This window comes from Niallia sp. FSL W8-0177 (assembly GCF_038006285.1).
Lineage (GTDB): Bacteria > Bacillota > Bacilli > Bacillales > Cytobacillaceae > Niallia > Niallia circulans_A.
In genome coordinates, this window is the sequence record NZ_JBBOUX010000001.1 from 2,894,998 (window position 1) to 2,914,413 (window position 19,416).

Annotated in this window: 16 protein-coding genes, 1 tRNA gene and 1 rRNA gene; 9 read left to right on the top strand and 9 right to left on the bottom strand. The window is 35.4% G+C overall.

What is annotated here, in order from left to right:
- Positions 1-171: 171 nt before the first annotated feature.
- A 16S ribosomal RNA gene (locus NST77_RS14305) occupies positions 172-1,719 on the bottom strand.
- Positions 1,720-2,263: 544 nt separating this feature from the next.
- On the opposite strand from NST77_RS14305, the gene NST77_RS14310 reads away from it, so the two are divergent.
- From NST77_RS14310 to nspC, 4 genes are all read left to right on the top strand, one after another.
- Positions 2,264-2,956, top strand: a complete 693-nt coding sequence (locus NST77_RS14310; RefSeq protein ID WP_095330622.1) for an MgtC/SapB family protein — start codon at positions 2,264-2,266, stop codon at positions 2,954-2,956.
- Between the two features lie 257 nt (positions 2,957-3,213).
- A tRNA-Ala gene (locus tag NST77_RS14315) sits at positions 3,214-3,289 on the top strand.
- 262 nt (positions 3,290-3,551) lie between these two features.
- Entirely contained in the window at positions 3,552-4,751 is a 1,200-nt protein-coding gene (locus NST77_RS14320) for a saccharopine dehydrogenase family protein (protein ID WP_341123130.1), read from the top strand.
- A 10-nt stretch (positions 4,752-4,761) separates the two neighbouring features.
- Entirely contained in the window at positions 4,762-5,901 is a 1,140-nt protein-coding gene (gene nspC, locus NST77_RS14325) for a carboxynorspermidine decarboxylase (protein WP_123258107.1), read from the top strand.
- Between the two features lie 88 nt (positions 5,902-5,989).
- Here nspC and NST77_RS14330 read toward each other — a convergent pair whose 3' ends face one another.
- The 4 genes from NST77_RS14330 to NST77_RS14345 form a co-directional block, all read right to left on the bottom strand.
- On the bottom strand, positions 5,990-7,711 hold the full coding sequence (locus tag NST77_RS14330) for an ATP-binding protein (protein WP_095330618.1): 1,722 nt from the start codon (positions 7,709-7,711) through the stop codon (positions 5,990-5,992).
- Position 7,712: 1 nt separating this feature from the next.
- Positions 7,713-8,885 (bottom strand): beta-ketoacyl synthase N-terminal-like domain-containing protein, encoded by a 1,173-nt coding sequence (locus NST77_RS14335; RefSeq protein ID WP_341123132.1) that lies wholly within the window; start codon positions 8,883-8,885, stop codon positions 7,713-7,715.
- A gap of 226 nt (positions 8,886-9,111) precedes the next feature.
- Positions 9,112-9,345 (bottom strand): small acid-soluble spore protein Tlp, encoded by a 234-nt coding sequence (tlp, locus tag NST77_RS14340; RefSeq protein WP_047942182.1) that lies wholly within the window; start codon positions 9,343-9,345, stop codon positions 9,112-9,114.
- Between the two features lie 84 nt (positions 9,346-9,429).
- The gene (locus NST77_RS14345) at positions 9,430-10,425 is read right to left on the bottom strand and encodes a zinc-dependent alcohol dehydrogenase family protein (RefSeq protein ID WP_341123133.1); all 996 of its coding nucleotides are present in this window, start codon (positions 10,423-10,425) and stop codon (positions 9,430-9,432) included.
- A 188-nt stretch (positions 10,426-10,613) separates the two neighbouring features.
- Here NST77_RS14345 and NST77_RS14350 point away from each other — a divergent pair, with 188 nt between their 5' ends.
- Positions 10,614-11,396, top strand: coding sequence for an SDR family oxidoreductase (locus tag NST77_RS14350; RefSeq protein ID WP_095330613.1), 783 nt, complete (start codon positions 10,614-10,616; stop codon positions 11,394-11,396).
- Between the two features lie 161 nt (positions 11,397-11,557).
- Positions 11,558-12,307 (top strand): NADPH-dependent oxidoreductase, encoded by a 750-nt coding sequence (locus tag NST77_RS14355; protein ID WP_123260657.1) that lies wholly within the window; start codon positions 11,558-11,560, stop codon positions 12,305-12,307.
- A gap of 253 nt (positions 12,308-12,560) precedes the next feature.
- Here NST77_RS14355 and NST77_RS14360 read toward each other — a convergent pair whose 3' ends face one another.
- Positions 12,561-12,929: a hypothetical protein gene (locus NST77_RS14360; RefSeq protein WP_341123134.1), complete on the bottom strand. Its 369-nt coding sequence runs from the start codon at positions 12,927-12,929 to the stop codon at positions 12,561-12,563.
- 125 nt (positions 12,930-13,054) lie between these two features.
- On the opposite strand from NST77_RS14360, the gene gsiB reads away from it, so the two are divergent.
- The 3 genes from gsiB (at position 13,055) to NST77_RS14375 (ending at position 15,191) form a co-directional block, all read left to right on the top strand.
- The gene (gene gsiB / locus NST77_RS14365) at positions 13,055-13,426 is read left to right on the top strand and encodes a glucose starvation-inducible protein GsiB (protein WP_123258113.1); all 372 of its coding nucleotides are present in this window, start codon (positions 13,055-13,057) and stop codon (positions 13,424-13,426) included.
- A 533-nt stretch (positions 13,427-13,959) separates the two neighbouring features.
- Entirely contained in the window at positions 13,960-14,874 is a 915-nt protein-coding gene (locus tag NST77_RS14370) for an HD-GYP domain-containing protein (protein WP_338068401.1), read from the top strand.
- Positions 14,871-15,191 carry an 8-amino-7-oxononanoate synthase gene (locus NST77_RS14375; protein ID WP_123260655.1) on the top strand — a complete coding sequence of 107 codons (321 nt, stop codon included), beginning with the start codon at positions 14,871-14,873 and terminating at the stop codon, positions 15,189-15,191. Before NST77_RS14370 ends, NST77_RS14375 begins: the two co-directional genes overlap by 4 nt.
- 452 nt (positions 15,192-15,643) lie before the next feature.
- Here the strand turns inward: NST77_RS14375 and NST77_RS14380 are convergent, their stop codons facing one another.
- The 3 genes from NST77_RS14380 to ade form a co-directional block, all read right to left on the bottom strand.
- Positions 15,644-15,787: a hypothetical protein gene (locus NST77_RS14380; protein WP_341122616.1), complete on the bottom strand. Its 144-nt coding sequence runs from the start codon at positions 15,785-15,787 to the stop codon at positions 15,644-15,646.
- 22 nt (positions 15,788-15,809) lie between these two features.
- Positions 15,810-17,114, bottom strand: coding sequence for an IS91 family transposase (locus NST77_RS14385; protein WP_083967595.1), 1,305 nt, complete (start codon positions 17,112-17,114; stop codon positions 15,810-15,812).
- A 188-nt stretch (positions 17,115-17,302) separates the two neighbouring features.
- Positions 17,303-19,039 carry an adenine deaminase gene (ade, locus tag NST77_RS14390; RefSeq protein ID WP_123258115.1) on the bottom strand — a complete coding sequence of 579 codons (1,737 nt, stop codon included), beginning with the start codon at positions 19,037-19,039 and terminating at the stop codon, positions 17,303-17,305.
- Positions 19,040-19,416: the final 377 nt, after the last annotated feature.

A 19,416-nucleotide genomic window follows, 5' to 3' on the forward strand; every position in this document is an offset into this window, starting at 1 on the left:
ATAGAGAATCTAAGATGGCGATTACTCGGTTTCTTTCTTGGTTCTTACATAATCTAGTTTTCAAGGAACAATCAGGCTTATTAAGCCTTTCATTTTGAGGAATTGCTCCCTCAAAACTGAACAACAAATCGTCAACAATCTTTGATGGAATGTAAATTCCATTTTCCTTAGAAAGGAGGTGATCCAGCCGCACCTTCCGATACGGCTACCTTGTTACGACTTCACCCCAATCATCTATCCCACCTTAGGCGGCTGGCTCCAAAAGGTTACCCCACCGACTTCGGGTGTTACAAACTCTCGTGGTGTGACGGGCGGTGTGTACAAGGCCCGGGAACGTATTCACCGCGGCATGCTGATCCGCGATTACTAGCGATTCCAGCTTCATGTAGGCGAGTTGCAGCCTACAATCCGAACTGAGAATGGTTTTATGGGATTTGCTCGACCTCGCGGTTTTGCTGCCCTTTGTACCATCCATTGTAGCACGTGTGTAGCCCAGGTCATAAGGGGCATGATGATTTGACGTCATCCCCACCTTCCTCCGGTTTGTCACCGGCAGTCACCTTAGAGTGCCCAACTGAATGCTGGCAACTAAGATCAAGGGTTGCGCTCGTTGCGGGACTTAACCCAACATCTCACGACACGAGCTGACGACAACCATGCACCACCTGTCACTCTGTCCCCCGAAGGGGAACGTCCTATCTCTAGGAGTGTCAGAGGATGTCAAGACCTGGTAAGGTTCTTCGCGTTGCTTCGAATTAAACCACATGCTCCACCGCTTGTGCGGGCCCCCGTCAATTCCTTTGAGTTTCAGCCTTGCGGCCGTACTCCCCAGGCGGAGTGCTTAATGCGTTTGCTGCAGCACTAAAGGGCGGAAACCCTCTAACACTTAGCACTCATCGTTTACGGCGTGGACTACCAGGGTATCTAATCCTGTTTGCTCCCCACGCTTTCGCGCCTCAGCGTCAGTTACAGACCAAAGAGTCGCCTTCGCCACTGGTGTTCCTCCACATCTCTACGCATTTCACCGCTACACGTGGAATTCCACTCTTCTCTTCTGCACTCAAGTCCCCCAGTTTCCAATGACCCTCCACGGTTGAGCCGTGGGCTTTCACATCAGACTTAAAGGACCGCCTGCGCGCGCTTTACGCCCAATAATTCCGGACAACGCTTGCCACCTACGTATTACCGCGGCTGCTGGCACGTAGTTAGCCGTGGCTTTCTGGTTAGGTACCGTCAAGGTACAAGCAGTTACTCTTGTACTTGTTCTTCCCTAACAACAGAGTTTTACGATCCGAAAACCTTCATCACTCACGCGGCGTTGCTCCGTCAGACTTTCGTCCATTGCGGAAGATTCCCTACTGCTGCCTCCCGTAGGAGTCTGGGCCGTGTCTCAGTCCCAGTGTGGCCGATCACCCTCTCAGGTCGGCTACGCATCGTCGCCTTGGTGAGCCGTTACCTCACCAACTAGCTAATGCGCCGCGGGCCCATCTGTAAGTGACAGCGTAAACCGTCTTTCAGCTTTTCCTCATGAGAGGAAAAGGATTATCCGGTATTAGCTCCGGTTTCCCGAAGTTATCCCAGTCTTACAGGCAGGTTGCCCACGTGTTACTCACCCGTCCGCCGCTAACTTTAAAAGCAAGCTTTTAAAGTCCGCTCGACTTGCATGTATTAGGCACGCCGCCAGCGTTCGTCCTGAGCCAGGATCAAACTCTCCAATAAAGAGTTGATTAGCTCATTGCTAAACTCTAGCTTTTTGTTACTTTTTGTTCTATAACGTTAGTTATAAAACGATTATTGTTGACGTTTGTTTGTTCAGTTTTCAAAGAGCAATTTAGTTAGTCACTCAAGAAGCGACTTTCCTAATATAACATCTATCAACTTTCATTGTCAATAGTTTTTTTAAAATCTTTTTCGTCATTTACTTTAACATTTCGTGTTGTTTCAGCGACGGATATTAATATAACATTGTTTGAATTTAACCGTCAATACTTTTTTAAAAAATATTTCATAATTAAAAAGAAGTATCATTTCTATAAGAAGAATGTTTTTCTTCAAATAACATACACTTTATTAATATTTAGTGTTTACAATAAACCATTATAGGATATTATACTTTAGGTTTTTAAAAATCGTAAGATTGTATTTCGATTTTTTTCCCTTGCACATTGTAGCCTTGTTTAATTTCCTGTTCTTTATATAGTGAGAATTAATAATCAACCACGACACTTGACTACAATAAATAAATACAGGAGAGGAAACATAGATGGATATCAATATAGATTTTTTATTAAAAATAGGTATTTCAGCTGGTCTCGGATTGATCATAGGATTAGAGCGAGAAATTAAACGTAAACCTGTTGGTCTAAAAACCAGTCTTGTAATAAGTATTGTTAGCTGCTTATTAACTATTATTTCGATTGAAGCAGCCTATAAATTCCCTGGTAGTGATCAAGTTAACATCCAAATGGATCCCTTGCGTTTACCGGCTCAAATTGTTTCTGGGATCGGTTTTTTAGGTGCTGGAGTTATACTTAGAAGAGGAAATGATAGTATTTCCGGATTAACTACAGCAGCATTAATATGGGGAGCAGGAGGCATAGGTATTGCCGTTGGAGCTGGTTATTATGTAGAAGCTTTAATTGGTGTCGCTCTTCTATTAATTAGTGTTAAATTCATACCAATTTTTATGAGTATGATTGGTCCTCGTCAGCTGAGAGAAAAAGAAATTAAAGTAAAACTAAAAGCTGATCAAAAAGAAAACGTCTCAACTATTATTAAAGCGATACGTAATTTAAGAACAGGAATAAAACATATACGAATTAAAGACTTAGAAACGGGAGAACATTCAATTTACCTTATTATCATAGTTGATCAAAAAAGAGAAATAACTGATGTTTATAGAGATATTTCTGAAATTCATGGTGTGAAGGAAATTGAAATAGAGAGTTTAAATTGATTCAATCATTAAAAAGAAGAAGGTTCATATACTCCTCATTTGAACCATCTTCTTTTATCCAGCCTATAATAGTAGGTAATAGACATACCCTTACATATATTCCTTCATTATATTGAAATTTTTCAGCTCTATAATTCTAAATAAATCTAAGCTAATCGATTAGATTAATATAGTGTTCTATTCATTCCAATTCAATAATTCATTCAACCACTTGAAGTTTTTATTTAATTTTGTATAATGTATATAGATATTATTATGGGGGCTTAGCTCAGCTGGGAGAGCGCTTGCATGGCATGCAAGAGGTCGTCGGTTCGATCCCGATAGTCTCCACCATATTTTTCATACTCTAACGACGACAATAGTCGTTTTTTTTATTTTCTTTTCACAAAAGGGGAAAAGTATCCTCTTGTTCCCACAATAAATCATTTGCTAAAGCCCTTCTATTCTCTCCTAACTTTACAACTGGATTTCCAGTCTATAAATTTTCATTAAATTTTTTTTATATTTTACTGGATTATATAGATTATTTGACGCACATTATGTATAATCAGCCTTATTGAAATTTTTTAGGTAGTATTAAAGGAGGTTATTCATGTTGGGAAAAGCATTAATTATTGGTGCTGGCGGAGTGGCAAGTGTTGTCGCACATAAATGCTGTCAAGTACCGGATGTATTCGAAGAAATTTGCATTGCAAGCAGAACACTTTCAAAGTGTGAAGCAATTAAAGATAAAATTGATGGTGGCAATACAAAGGTTTCTGTTGCCCAAGTAGATGCCGATAAAACGGAAGAAGTAATTGAGTTAATCAATAGCTTTAAACCAGAAATCGTAATCAACGTTGCCTTACCATACCAAGATTTAACTATAATGGATGCGTGTCTAGCTACAGGGGTACATTACTTAGATACTGCAAACTATGAACCACCTGAAACAGCTAAATTTGAATATAAATGGCAATGGGAATATAAGCAAAAATTTGAAGAAGCTGGCTTAACTGCTCTTCTTGGAAGTGGGTTTGATCCAGGAGTAACAGGTGTTTTCACGGCTTATGCACAAAAACATCATTTTGATGAAATTAATTATATTGATATTGTTGATGCTAATGGTGGAGACCATGGCTATCCATTTGCTACAAACTTTAATCCAGAAATCAACATTCGTGAAATTACAGCGAACGGAAGATATTGGGAAAACGGCAAATGGATCGAAACACCACCGCTTTCTGAAAAAAGAGAATATGATTTAGACCAAATTGGTCCTAAAAATATTTATCTTTTATACCATGAGGAACTAGAATCATTAGCAGTAAATATTAAAGGACTTAAGAGAATCCGTTTCTGGATGACTTTCTCTGATAATTATCTAAACCACTTAAAGGTTCTTGAAAATGTTGGAATGACATCTATTGAACCAATCAATTATGAAGGAAAAGAGATTATCCCATTACAGTTTTTAAAAGAAATTCTTCCTGATCCTGCATCACTTGGACCAAGAACAAAAGGAAAAACTAATATTGGCTGTATCATTCAAGGTACAAAAGATGGAAAGCCTAAAACTTATTATGTATATAATATTTGTGATCACCAAGAGTGTTATCGCGAGGTAGGATCTCAAGCAATTTCATATACAACTGGTGTTCCAGCGATGATTGGTGCCATGCTTATCATGAAAGGTCAATGGAAGCGTCCAGGCGTATACAATGTAGAGGAATTTGATCCAGATCCATTCATGGATGCTTTAAATAAATATGGATTACCATGGCAGGAGAACTTCTCTCCAACTCTTATAGATTGAGAGGAATGAAATGAAAAAGATTGATTTTACACAAGCTCCATCACCAAGTTACGTAGTGGACGAGCGTCTTTTAACAAGAAACTTAGAAATTTTACAGTCTGTACAGGAACGTACAGGAGCAAAAATTCTACTTGCATTAAAGGGTTTTTCCATGCATTCTGTATTTCCTCTAGTAGGTAAATACTTAGCAGGAGTAACATCCAGTTCGTTATTCGAAGCTAGACTTGGCTATGAGAAAATGGGAAAAGAAGTACATGCGTATGCACCTGCATATGCCGAAAGCGAGTTTGATGAATTACTTCAATATACTGACCATATCGTCTTTAATTCGCATAGTCAGTGGAATCGGTTTAAAGATAAGGTGCAAAATGCTGAGAAGAAAATTGATGTAGGTCTTCGAATCAATCCTGAATACTCAGAAATTGAGACACAGCTTTATAACCCATGTGCTCCATACTCTCGATTCGGTATTACCTTGGATAACTTTAATCCAGAAGAATTAGATGGAATAGATGGACTTCATTTTCATACGATGTGTGAGCAAAATTCGGATACTTTAAAACGCACGATAAAAGTAGTCGATGAGAAGTTCGGCGAATATATAAAAAAAATGAAGTGGATTAATTTTGGTGGAGGACATCATATTACTCGTCCAGATTATGATATTGAAACTTTAGTTGAATCCATATTATTTATAAAAGAAAAATATAATGTAGATGTTTATTTAGAACCAGGTGAAGCTATTGCTTTGAATACAGGTTACTTAGTATCCACTGTCCTTGATATTGTTCATAATGGAATGGATATTGCTATACTTGATACATCAGCAACCTGTCATATGCCAGATGTACTTGAAATGCCCTATCGACCTAATATTATTGATGCTGGAGAGCCTGGCGAAAATGAATATACCTATAGACTTGGCGGCATGACCTGCTTAGCCGGAGATGTTATTGGGGATTACTCTTTCAAAGAGCCACTAAAGCCTGGCGATAAAATTGTCTTCTGTGACATGGCCCACTATACAATGGTTAAAAACCATATGTTTAACGGTGTTAATTTACCTTCTATTGCTTCTTATAATGAAGAAGAAGGCTTAAAAGTTATTCGCCAGTTTGTCTTCGAAGATTACAGTAATCGCTTATCTTAATTGAAACGATTCTAAAAGCGGATGTTTAAAAGAGGTTTTCTCCTTAAACATCCGCTTTTTATTTGTTACTTCAACTCTCTATACCACTTTAAAGAAAACAAGGTAAGACAATGGTAACTGCGGTTCCCCATCCTTCTTTACTTTTCACTACCATATCTCCCTTATTTTGCTTGAGAAGCTTTAGACATATCGTTAAGCCTATTCCAGTTCCTTTTTCTTTGCTTGTATAATATGGTTCTCCAATCCTAGCTAGCCTTTCTTTACTTATTCCGTCTCCATTATCAATTATTCTAATTCTACAAAAATCATCTTTTTGGTCGAGTATCGCTTTCACTTTCCCTGTTTGAGGTGCAACTGCCTCTATACTATTTTTCAATATATTTAATAAAACTTGTTTAAATTGAGAATTATCAATAGAAGCTATTAATTCTTTATTCTCCCTATTTTCTAAGATGATCTCTTTATTTTGTTCATTAGCCAGAGCATGAAATAGGACTTTTAGATTTTTTAATTCTAAAAATACTTTTGTACTCGGAAGAGCATTATTATCATTTGCTTTCGCCTCAGGCTTACTAAGTATAAGCAACTCTTTTAAGACTTCATTAATCCGATCAATTTCATCTAGTAATATCGTTTCATAACCCGATGCATCGTTTTTTTCCTTCAAAAGCTGGATAAACCCTCTAATAGTTGTCAACGGATTTCGAATTTCATGGGCAACACTAGCAGCCATCTCTCCTACCACTTTTAATTTTTCAGAAGAAATCATTAGTTGTTCATTATGCTTCTGATCCGTAATATCATGTCCAAAATAAATATGATATTCTTCTCCAGTACTATGTATAAGTTCTTTTTTCCCCCAAGTAATAAAATAGTTCTTCCCGCTGCTATCGACAAATCGATGTGGTTCGTCTGTCTCCATATTAATACGTTTTTCTATATAAGAAAATGGACGCCCTAACCAATTATTGTTTTCAAGCGATAATAGTTCTAAGAAGGACGGATTCATCTTTACTATTTGTTCCTTCTTATTTTTAACTAATAAATAATTCGGGTTTATATCCATAATAGCTTCGAGTAACTCACTTTGCCTCGATAACTCTGCATTCATATTATTCAAGTGTGTCGATTGCATTTGAAAAAAGCTTAAAAATAAAATAACGGCCGCGATCAAAGAGTTAAAACTAGAGAAAAATAATGGAATAAAAATAAAACCACTAAATACACCATTAATATAGATGATTAAAACAGCGATTACAAATTTGATATAAAAGCTTTTATAAATGGGATCCCTAATTTTAAAGGAAATCACCAATAAAATGATAGTGTTCAAATATAATAAAACAATATTTAAGATGAATAATACATTCCACTTTCCGTAAATCGGGAGAATATACTTAGATGAAAGTAAATTTCCATCCATTATAATAAAATCCTTCACACCAAGGCTAGTAAAATTAATAAAATAGGCAAATAAACTATATAAAATTAAAACGTATAAAAATGGTTTATTAAACAATACTCTAAATCGTTTAAACTCTTTATGTTCACTTACTAAATAATATGAAAAATAATACATAACTGGCATTATACAAATGGTTCCTAGCCGGAATATTTTAAATAAGAGTTCGATTGTCCCCTGACTTAAGAAATCTCCTGCATATAAAACTGCGATATCCATTTGCCAGAAGGAGAGCATACATAAGAAAAGAGATAAGGCTTTTGTTAATTGAGACTGTGAATAAAAAATAATAGTCACAGAAATAATGAGTGGAACTAACGAAACCATCAATAATAATATAGCTTCCACTTTATGCTCCTCCTTTTGTTATCATCGCGCACCCATTATTTCCTCCATATCCATGTGCTGTTACTAAAACGCGATCAACATCTTCTGTAATTAGCTGTGTCACTATTGGATAATCTCGATAATAATCATTTATTTCCTGACTTATGGTTGCAGGAATAAAGCTTTTTTTGATACTTATTAAAGAAGCTATTATTTGAAAAAGCGGCGAAACTCCCATAGCATGCCCGACCGTTCCCTTAATGGATGTAATAGGAATCTTAGATCCTTCAAAAAACCTCTTATATACACCGATTTCAATATGATCATTTTCCATTATTCCTAAAGCCTGACTATTTATGTAGGTTGGCATATTCTCCTGTAAACATTCAGCAACTGCTTTTTCCATAAGCAAACCTGTTGAGTCTGACTGAAAAGGAGAGATAGCGTCCTGTGTTACACTTGTAGCTTCTACTTTTCCTAATATGGATGCATGACGCTGAATGGCAACTTGCTCATTTTCAACAATTAAAACACCTGCTCCTTCCGAAATCGAAAATCCTTTCCCACCTGAAAATGGCCCAAAAGAGGGTTGAGGTTTATTTCCAGCTTGTAAAACACGATGTGGAAGGAACCCTTTTATTATAGGAACACAAATTGATTCATCACTAGCACCAACTATGCAAACATCAATTTGGTTTGACTCAATTAATATTCTCGCTAAATTTAATGCATCTATACCCGATGTACAACTATTTGCCAATGATAATGCTATACCATTTAACTGCAAATAAGCACTAATACTAGAAGATAGAGAATTAGCATTCATATTTCCAATAGTATAAGGAGAAAGCCTCTTGCCTTTTTCCAAAGAAAAAGTAGCTTTACTGATTTCTGCTAAGCCACCAGCCGAAGAACCGACAATGACTGCTGTTCGATAGTCTCTAACGCTTATATTGGCCTGTTCTATTGCTTCTTTACATGCATGGAGAATCATTCGAACAGGTTTAGACATTTTTTCTTGCCTTTTATGTACCTTGTTTATTTGCTCTTCCTTCACTCTACCTGTGTATATGTATTTCCCTTCATATTTCTCCTGTTTCAACATACTTTTATTACTTTGAAGCACTGTCATAAACTCTACTATATTGGAAAATCCTGCTCCTATTATTCCCATTCCAGTAATAACTGCTTTCATCTTAATTCTCCTATAAAAGTATTCATATATATATTACTATGAAAATCGTTTTACAGCAGTAAATTCCGAGAAATTTCTAAATTGCCACAAAACAAATAAAAAACTGCACGAAAGCATTTCCACCTTATAAGATAAATTGGCTAATTTCTTCAAGTACAAAATAATTAGCTTTATTCTATCTTATAAAGTTAAAATCTAACGTGCAGCCTATGCTAATCCTTTTTACTTACTGATACCCATTTTCTCTATCAGATGCTTCATCTTGGATTTCTTCTCTAAACGACTGAACTGCAGCTTCTCTTCTTTTATTCTTTTGTTGAATCATTTCTTTTTCATCAGAACTAGCATTTACCAGCGTTTCTTCCGCTTTATCAATATTTTCTAACGTGTTTTGTACCATGTCCTGTAATTTTTCTACATTATCAGAACGATTATCAGGGTTGGGCTTTTGATAACTCATGATGATTCCTCCTTCCTAATACACTACGTATGTATTTTGGTTATCTACGGAATTTTTTATACAAAGCTTCTCAACAAATGTAGCCTACCATTTATTTACAACCACTACTTTTCCGACAGCATTGCCTGATTCTAGATATTCATGCGCTTTACTTATTTCCTCGAAAGAAAATGTTTTTTTATCAAGGAAGGGCTTTAACTTATTTTCTTCTACTATCTTCGTAATATTGCGTAAAATATTCCCATACTCTATTCGCGAATCCTCATTAAGCATCTTGAGAAGCATAAATGTTACATGTAACGAAAGCCCTTTCGAATGTAAAGGAGTTAAATCATGTGTGGATCTAGCAGCAATTGTTAGAACACTTCCATTTAAAGCAGCTGCTTCAAATGAATGGTCTAGATTTCTACCGCCGACAGTATCAAAGATCAGCGGATAGCCTTTTCCAGCTGTATATTTATCAACATATTCTTTCACTGATACTTCTCGATAATTAATAATATGGTCTGCACCTATTTTTTTAACAATCGCTTGTTTTTCCATGGTTGAAACGGTTGTAGAGACATCGGCTCCAACCCATTTAGCGAGCTGAATGGCGATATGACCTACTCCGCCTGCTCCACCGTGAACAAGGATTTTATCTCCTTTCTTTAAACAACCTTTAGTAAATAAAGATTCCCATGCTGTTATCCCAACAAGGGGGATTGCAGCTGCTTCTTCCATGGTGATATTTCTTGGTTTATGTGCTATGAGTCGATAATCAGCAATCATATATTCAGCCAATGCACCTTGCATTCCCTTAAAACCGCCAGCACATCCATATACTTCATCGCCAATTTGAAAGGATGGTACTGCCTCTCCTACTTCTTCAATAACACCCGCTACATCTCCGTGTAAAATAGCGGGAAAAGCCGGAGAAACTCCCGGTACCGCTCCACCTCTCACTTTAAGATCAATAGGATTGACACTGGTAGCTTTTACCTTTATACGTACTTGATCTGGCAATAAATCAAGTGTTTCTATTTCCTTCAGCTTAAATACCGTAGAATCACCAAATGCTTCAATTATCATCGCTTTCAATGAAAATCATCTCCTTTCTCTCCATATTACCGAATCCAATCAATTTTTTTGAAAATTTAGTATTAAAATTTTTATTATTTACTTACCAACTCATAAAACGTTTCTATTTCATTAAAAATGGATATTAGTATCTTATATCTATCATAATAACAATATCATTAGCGATATTGATCGAGGAGGATACTAAAATGAATGACCTTGAAAATAAAGTAGCAATAATTACCGGTGCAGCTTCGGGGATTGGAAAAGCAGCAGCCATCTCACTTGCAAATAAAGGAATGAAAGTAGCGCTAGTGGACTTAAATGCTGATGATCTAGAAGAAGTGAAAGCAACAATTAATAAAAAAGGTCAAGAAGCGATCTCCTTAGAAGCGAATGTCGCAGAGCCTCCTTCCATTCAACAAGCTATTGAGGAAACCGTAAAAAAGTGGAATAGAATAGATACGGTTTTTATTAATGCGGGAATTAACGGAGCTGTGTCTTCTATCGAAGATCTTACACCCTCTGAATGGGATACAACCATTGAAACAAATTTGAAAAGTACTTTTTTAACTGTTAAATATAGCATTCCCCATATGAAAACCCATGGGGGCAGTATTATTATAACAAGCAGTATTAATGGAAATCGCATTTTTAAAAACTTCGGAATGTCTGCTTATAGTACATCGAAAGCTGGTCAAGTCGCATTTGGAAAAATGGCAGCATTAGAATTAGCTCAATACAAAATAAGAGTAAATATGATATGCCCTGGAGCAATTGATACAAATATAGAAAAGAATACTTTTAAAGATGAAGAACACTTAAAAGAAATAACCATCCCTGTTGAATATCCAGACGGGAACCAACCATTGGCCCAGCAATCCGGAAGCGCTCAGCAAGTAGCTGATCTAGTTTATTTCTTAAGTTCTGATTTATCTAATCATATTACTGGAACAGAAGTATATATAGATGGAGCTGAATCTCTCTTATAAAATTCCTAAAACCTACCTATTATCTGGTAGGTTTTTTTATAGGTTAAAAGCTATTTATCCATCTCATATGTAGATATCATGACTCTACCGAACTCAAAGAGACATTTTTTCTTTGTGCTATGCTAGAATAAAGAAAATGCGAAAAAAGGGAGAATTTATAGATGAATGAAATCATACAACATTTAAAAAAACATCGATCTTATCGTAAATATCAAGATAAAGAAATAAGTTTAGAAACACTGCATTCAATTATAGAAGCAGCACAAAGTGCCCCTTCTTGGACTAATGGACAGCATGTTACAGCTATCTTGGTTCGTGATGGGGATAGAAAGAGACATTTAGCTGAATTATGCGGGAATCAAAAGCATGTTGAAAATGCTCCAGTATTTCTTATATTTTGTGCTGATTTCTATCGAGCAAAGCTAGCTAGTGAAATGGAAGGAAAAGCATTTAAAGCAATTGAAGATGTTGATACACTCTTAATTGGGGCGACAGATGTTGGCCTGGCTATGCAAAATGCCATTACTGCTGCCGAATCACTCGGGTTAGGAACAGTTCCCATAGGTGGTATACGACGAAACTCTTTGCAGGTAATTGACTTCTTGCAATTACCTAGCTATGTCATTCCAATTGCCGGACTTTGTCTTGGATACCCTGATGGAGATCCAGGATTAAAGCCTCGACTACCTTTGGAAGCTGTTCTTCATGAAGAAAAGTATGATAGAAATCAACAGGAACTGCTTGAAAAATATAATGAAACATATAGCGAGTATTTAAAGAACAGAGGGGAAACTCCAGCGGGATGGACCAATCGCATTGCAAACTTCTATGATAAATCCTACTACCCAAGTAATGCTAAAATGATTAAACAACAAGGATTCCTAGCGAAAGATATGCAAGATAACAATTAAAATGAAAGTAGCTATTATTAAAATGGTTCTCATATACCCGTTTTGTAATAGCTATTTTTTTATTTTATTTAGGAAAACTTATTTCAAAAGTAGCCCTTTTTCTAACATACGCACCATCCATTTCGCGATATAGAGTCAAAAACTTCTTAATTATCCCTTGAGATACTATCCTTTTCTTCCATCTAAAAAAAGCAGTTATTCCTCTCCTTCACTAAAGGAAGAGGAATAACTGCTTCTCTTTTTTTGTATCAGCTTAGATTACTTCTGGAAGAATAAAATAATTCGCTAGTTTAGCATTTACATGTGTCTGCCAATGATGTAACGGCACTGCATTCTTCTCTAATATTTTATAGGCATGAACCCATGCACTCATCTCTGCATTTACACGATAAGACCAATCATGCAACCACTTATCATGATCAAGGTCGCCATTCACATAATCAATAACATGGCCAATTTCATGTGCAAGTGCATAGATATTTTCCAATGAAAATTGATAAGGAACTGTTATATACATATTTGTATTAAAACTAATTTTTTTTGTCGAATCATATTCAACCTTGCACCCTAATTCTTCCGCAACCTTTACTACGTTCATAAATTTTTCTCTCGTAACTTTCATTCACATTTATCCCCTTTACCAAAATTTTCTACACTAAAAAAATATATATTTATGTTTATTATGTTCAAATTCGGCTATATAACCAATGTAACGTTAATTAAAAATCTTTAATAGGAGTGATAGAAATGGCAGACAACAAAATGAGCAGAGAAGAAGCAGGTAGAAAAGGCGGAGAAGCTACTTCTAAAAATCACGACAAGGATTTTTATCAAGAAATCGGACAAAAAGGTGGACAAGCTACTTCTGAAAACCACGACAAAGAATTCTACCAAGAAATCGGTAAAAAAGGTGGAGAAACCACTTCTGAAAACCATGACAAGGAATTCTACCAAGAAATTGGTAAAAAGGGTGGAGAAACCACTTCTGAAAACCATGACAAGGAATTCTACCAAGAAATTGGTAAAAAGGGTGGAGAAGCTACTTCTGAAAACCACGACAAAGAATTCTACCAAGAAATTGGTCGAAAAGGTGGAAATTCACGTAACGACAATAATTAATGGATACAGTAATATCCACTCACCCATAGTAGGATATGGGTAACAATCAAATAGAAATTCCACCAAAACAAGTTAATTAACTAAAGTAATGAAGGATAAAAACTGAGCAACAACCATTTAAGGGGCTGACCTGTACAAGATCAAATCTTTGTATTAGGTCAGTCCTTTTACATTATTATATTATATCATATTTTATTCAGAAAAGTTATTCAAAAGATTTGATTTTGATATTTGTTAGCACTTAATAAATATCAAAAAACGCTTTTCCCATCCTTTTCTTTTCCATATTATATCTTTGTTCAGGAAATTTGTAATTTAATGCTATTATTCCCATAAAACATTTGATAAAATATTTTTGTTAAGTTTTACAAAATTCGTTGATCACTCCCTTTAACACGATAAATATAATATAATCTAATATACCTATTAAAATAACATTATTTATGATTTAAAATAACTATAATTGAGATTTTTATAGATTATATTAATCTATTTTATTGTAAATAGAGAGAGGGAGTAAAATCGTGGGCATCATGAATGCAGGTGAGTTTATAGAAACCGTTTATTTTAAAGGTCTCCAAATTTCGTTAATGGCCGCTGGAGATGGGACCGAAGTAATCTATCATAGATTACAACCCGGTTCTAGTTGGGCAATGACTCCTGAAGATAACTGGGATGGTTTTGAGTATTTTTATATACTTTCTGGTAAACTATCCCATCGGACTGATGAAAATATTATTGAAATGAAAGCAGGTCAAGCATTTTTTGAGAGCCCAATTCAAAAATATAGTATTTTTACCGCTGAGGAAATTACTGAATTTATATATATCACAAGTCAACCAGTTTTTCATTATTATAGTCAATGTTCCAAAGATTTAATGGAACTTGCTATTTCCATAGAAGAAAAAGATGGTTATACAGTAGATCATTGTGAAAGAATTAAAAACTATTCAATGTTAGTAGGAGAGGCATTAAACCTTAATCGAAAACAGATAACAAGATTAAACTTAGCATCTTTTTTTCATGATGTAGGTAAAGTTAGAGTTCCTTTAGAGATTTTACAAAAACCTACTAAACTAACAGAAGAAGAATGGGAAATTATGAAGAAACATACCACATTTGGTAGAGATTTATTAGAAGAAACAAAGATACCTGTTCTTTGTGAGGTTGGATTAATTGTGGAACAACACCACGAAAGATATGATGGAAAAGGTTATCCGAAAGGTCTGAAAGAAGATGAGATTACCATCGAATCTGCAATTATATCGGTTGTTGATTCCTTTGATGCAATGACTACAGACAGAGTATATAAAAAAGGTAAATCTGCCGAAGAAGCTTTTCAAGAAATTTTAAATAACCGGGGTACTATGTATCACCCCAAAGTGGTCGATACTTTTATAGCACTAAAAGAAGAAATAATTAAATATGAAAAGGGAGAGAGCTTATGAAAAAATTAGTATGGAGTTTATTAGCTGTTGTATTAATTGTATCCTTTCAAGTAAAGCCTGCTCAAGCTGCTTACTTACCTGAGTATGACAAATACATCGAAGTCTCTTATGATCAAGCAAGACAAATTGCAGATGCACTTGGACTTAAAAATGTACCACTAGGTGAACAGACTGCCCAGATTTCTTTTGACGTTCAAGAAAAAGTAATCGCAAAAATCGAAAAAATCCTTGGTAAAGAAATTGACCGTTACTATATATGGTTAACTGTTGACGGTGAAAAAGTTTTAGGAATCGACCCTCCACTTCCGCAAGCTTAATACAAAAAAGCATCGAAAGCATAATTAGTTTTCGATGCTTTTTTATTCATTTCTTATCCTTATATCCTAATAGCCTTTACCTAGACTTCCATATTTACGTAAAATTAATAAGTAACTTTAGCCATCCAAAAAATGAAACCCATAATGGGATACTAATAATGACTCCCCATTTAAGTCCATTAAAAAAGTTTGTTTGTTCTTCCATCGTTATCCACTCCTTATTAGTAAGTAGATCTATACATTTATTATATCAGAAAACGCTTTCATTATTACTGATTTTCTTATAAGTTCCTTGCTTATATTATTAATTTGTATACCTTTATAAAATTATTCTCTTTTTTTAGCAATTTTAAACATGCAATTTATAATTACTCATGGAAAGTATCGTAATTTTTACCCCGAGTTAAATTTAAGTATAAGAAAAACCGGGCATAGCCCGGTCCTTTTCATGGTTAGAGAATATCCGATAATTTGTACTCTATGCCATGTACCCCTTTATAATACTCAGGATACATTTCACCCCCACATTTTTCACATGCAAACATAGGAGGAGTTGTCGGATCTCCATCATCCATTAAATCGAAATCCCTTACCACGTTAATAGGAATCTCTTCTTTCTCATGACACGCCAAACAAACATAGCTGACGCTCTGTTGCTTGGACTGGTTTAGGCTTATGTTTTTCTTCTTTTTCTTTCCCTTTTTGCGGGTTTTTGATACCGGTGAGATCGTTAATCATCCTTTCTAAATAAGCTCTTGTAGTTTTGCATAAGGCTACCTTTATTTCTAATTTACCATTTTCAAGGCAGACTTCTCCCTTGTATTCATAGTAACATTCACACCTCTGACAAACGAGAGGGTCTTTCTTGCCACTGGCTACTATTCTTTCACGCCACGTCTGGCGACGTAAGGTTTTCTTAACTTTTACAACCCAACGTCTTGCTTTTTGTTGCCAAGTACTCAACACTTTTTTACACAAGTTTTTTGATCTTCTTGAATACATACCGTAATGCCGAATAGTTTTAAATTGCTCGTCTGGGATATGGCGAATTAAACGTGAAATAAATTCTTCGACACTTACGGTTTCGGATTTGTCTTTTCCGTCAGTTTTATCCTTATATTTGAACGTAACGAATTGCCCATCATATGCCTCAATCCGATTGATTCCAATCGCTGGTCGACGAATATAACGGCCAATATAACGAAGTTGTTCTTTTATTTTTCCCCTCTGTTTAGGTGCATACACATAGAAGCCTTCGCCATTATTGGTGAACGCCTTTTGAAGTCTTGGTTGGATTCTTTTCTTTTCTCTTGGTGAAACTCCGTTTCTAATTAATTTTAATACGACCGTTTGCCATTGTTTACGAAGCATCGTAAATGGCAAGAAATCATACTGCTTCCATTCTCCTTTTTCTGTTAATCCACCCATTGTAACTAACATATGTACGTGAGGATTGAAGTTGACCCTTGAACCAAAAGTGTGGAGTCCAGCAATAATCCCAGGTGTTACCTTTGCTTTCTTTTTGAAGAAGTCAGTAAGTAGTCTTGCAGAAGCATCCATTAAATCTTTTAATAGATGTCGGTGAAGGAGAAATACATCTCTTAGTCCTTCATCAATCGTAAAAATTACGTGCCGATGATTAACCTGAAGAACATCTTCAGTAAGTAACCTACTCCATTCTTCACTTTCTCCAACAGAGCACGTGGTACAAAATCGACCTTTACATCGGTAAGGAACCTTTCGCACATCATGACAACCTTCACACACAAATAACTTAAATCCATTTTTGATATCCCCACAATCTCGAAATTTCTCAACCTCCTTAATTACGATAGGGCGGATTTTAGCACCGTGTTTTCTTTTGAAAGCTTCCCAATGTTGGTGTTTATCAAAAAATATTCTTCTCAATATATTGGTCTCCATAAAATGAAAATACCACAGCTTAAATGACTGTGGTAGACCCAAATTTTTATACTTTCTTATCTTTTGAAAAAAACCCGAAATCTCTTTCGGGTAAAATATATTTTAAGAGGGGAAACTCTTAACCTGTTTATAGAATACCGAATAATTATGAACAAATAATGAACAAAAGATTAAAAAATAAAAAACTATTATAGATTAAGAGATACATCTTTATAGGAAAATGATTGAAAGTCAAATAATCCTTTATCCGTTAATTTCAAGGCAGGAATTACAGTTAATGATAAAAAGGATAAGGTCAAGAATGGATTAAAAGTATCATACCCTTGCAGAATTTGGACCTTATGATTTAATATTTTTAGTTGTTCGTACACGGTTAAATAATCTTGATCAGAAATCAATCCAGCTATTGGTAAGGGAAGGGCCGCAACTACTTTACCTTCTGATACTACAACTATTCCTCCCTTTATTTCTTGTAACTCATGAATAGCAGAAAGTAAATCCTGATCATTTGTGCCAACTGCAACAATATTATGGGAATCGTGAGAAATGGTCGTGGCAATTGCACCTCTTTTAAAGCCAAACCCTTTCACAATCGCTTTTCCTATATTCCCCGTTTGATGATGTCTCTCTACTACTACAAGTTTTAGTTGATCCTTTTCCAATGATGGCTGAAAATAGCCATCTACCATTTGTACCTTTTCGATTACTTCCTTCGTTACAATACTATTAGGAATAATTTCAATTATATGGCAGCTTTCAGAAGTTAATGGCAGCTTTAAGTCAGCTGATGACAATTTTGCACAATTTATCGTCGGTAAATTCGTATCCAAATAGGATGACTTAAAGTGTTGAACTTCTCTTCTTAATTTTCCCTTTTCCACCACACATTGACCGTTTCTATATACACTATGAATGGAAAATTCCTCAAGATTATCTAAAAGTAGAAGATCTGCGCGGTAACCTGGAGAAACTGCCCCAATTGAATCTAACTGAAAACATTCGGCAGCGTTAATGGTGGCCATTTGAATAGCAATAATCGGATCTAATCCTTCTTCTATCGCTAATCGTACGCTATAATTCACACTCCCCTCTTCCACTAAATCATCTACCAATTTATCATCTGTTACAAACAAACATCTTCGTGAATTTCTAAGGGTTATCGCAGGTAATAAAGCCTTTAAATCTTTCGCAACCGTTCCCTCTCTTATCATTAGGTACATCCCTAAATCTAGCCGATCTTTTGCTTCTTGCAGTGTCGTTGCTTCATGATCATTTCTAATTTCAGCTGCGCTATATACATTTAATTTCTCTCGCTCAATTCCAGCAGCATGACCATCCATTAAACGATTATGTTTTTTTGTCAGAATAAATTTATCTATCATATCTGACTGCGTTTCATATACAGAGGGAAAGTCCATTATTTCTGCTAATCCAAGTACTCTATCATGTGAATAAAATGGTGCTAAATCCTTTGCATATAACGTCGCTCCATTTGAGTCCTCTGGAACTGCAGGAACACAAGATGGTAACATGACGCGAATATCTATTGGAAGATCTTCCGAGGCATCCAACATATATTGAATCCCAGCTGCCCCTGCCACATTTGCAATTTCATGTGGATCTGTTATAACAGTCGTTACACCATGCAATAATAATATTTTGGTAAATTCCTGCGGTGTAAGCATACTACTTTCTATATGTACGTGGCCATCAATGAGGCCTGGAACGATATATTTACCTTCGGCATCAATTATTTGTTTTCCTTGATAGCTCCCAATTCCTGCTATTCTGTCATCTGCAATTGCTACATCCCCGTCCATTAGTTCACCTGTAAAAACATTAACAATTTTACCATTCGTAATTACTATATCAGCTGGCTCTTTTTTGGCAGCAATTCTAATTCTTTTTTCCAATTTAGCTCTCAAGTCTGAATCCCCCTCATTTTTATTCTGAATATTCAAATTTTTATCATTAATACATTACCTCTTAAAAAGAGATGAAACTATTTTATATTTTCTTAAAAACTCTTTCACAAACTTACTTTAAAAGAACTTTAATTCCTGAAGTAAATCAAAGAATAACCAAAATAGAAAGGGTATAATGAAGAATTATTTACGAAAGCTAGATGATAATAACTTAAATATATTTTTATTATTTTAATATATGTTGGTTTAAGTTTCAATGAGTAAGAGTAATAAAACATATACATGCTTTCTATATTCCTTAAACAAAATATAAAATTAGTGGTAAGATAATTACGTGTCGTTACTATCGTTAGAGTTGTTAAGAAAGGAGATATATC

Excerpts from the sequence above, each read along its gene's own strand:
- NST77_RS14370 (WP_338068401.1), top strand. The coding sequence starts at position 13,960 with ATGAATGCAGGTGAGTTTATAGAAACCGTTTATTTTAAAGGTCTCCAA.
- NST77_RS14360 (WP_341123134.1), bottom strand. The coding sequence starts at position 12,929 with ATGAAAGTTACGAGAGAAAAATTTATGAACGTAGTAAAGGTTGCGGAA.
- nspC (WP_123258107.1), top strand. The coding sequence starts at position 4,762 with ATGAAAAAGATTGATTTTACACAAGCTCCATCACCAAGTTACGTAGTG.
- NST77_RS14350 (WP_095330613.1), top strand. The coding sequence starts at position 10,614 with ATGAATGACCTTGAAAATAAAGTAGCAATAATTACCGGTGCAGCTTCG.
- NST77_RS14355 (WP_123260657.1), top strand. The coding sequence starts at position 11,558 with ATGAATGAAATCATACAACATTTAAAAAAACATCGATCTTATCGTAAA.
- NST77_RS14385 (WP_083967595.1), bottom strand. The coding sequence starts at position 17,114 with ATGGAGACCAATATATTGAGAAGAATATTTTTTGATAAACACCAACAT.
- NST77_RS14335 (WP_341123132.1), bottom strand. The coding sequence starts at position 8,885 with ATGAAAGCAGTTATTACTGGAATGGGAATAATAGGAGCAGGATTTTCC.
- NST77_RS14375 (WP_123260655.1), top strand. The coding sequence starts at position 14,871 with ATGAAAAAATTAGTATGGAGTTTATTAGCTGTTGTATTAATTGTATCC.
- tlp (WP_047942182.1), bottom strand. The coding sequence starts at position 9,345 with ATGAGTTATCAAAAGCCCAACCCTGATAATCGTTCTGATAATGTAGAA.
- NST77_RS14310 (WP_095330622.1), top strand. The coding sequence starts at position 2,264 with ATGGATATCAATATAGATTTTTTATTAAAAATAGGTATTTCAGCTGGT.
- gsiB (WP_123258113.1), top strand. The coding sequence starts at position 13,055 with ATGGCAGACAACAAAATGAGCAGAGAAGAAGCAGGTAGAAAAGGCGGA.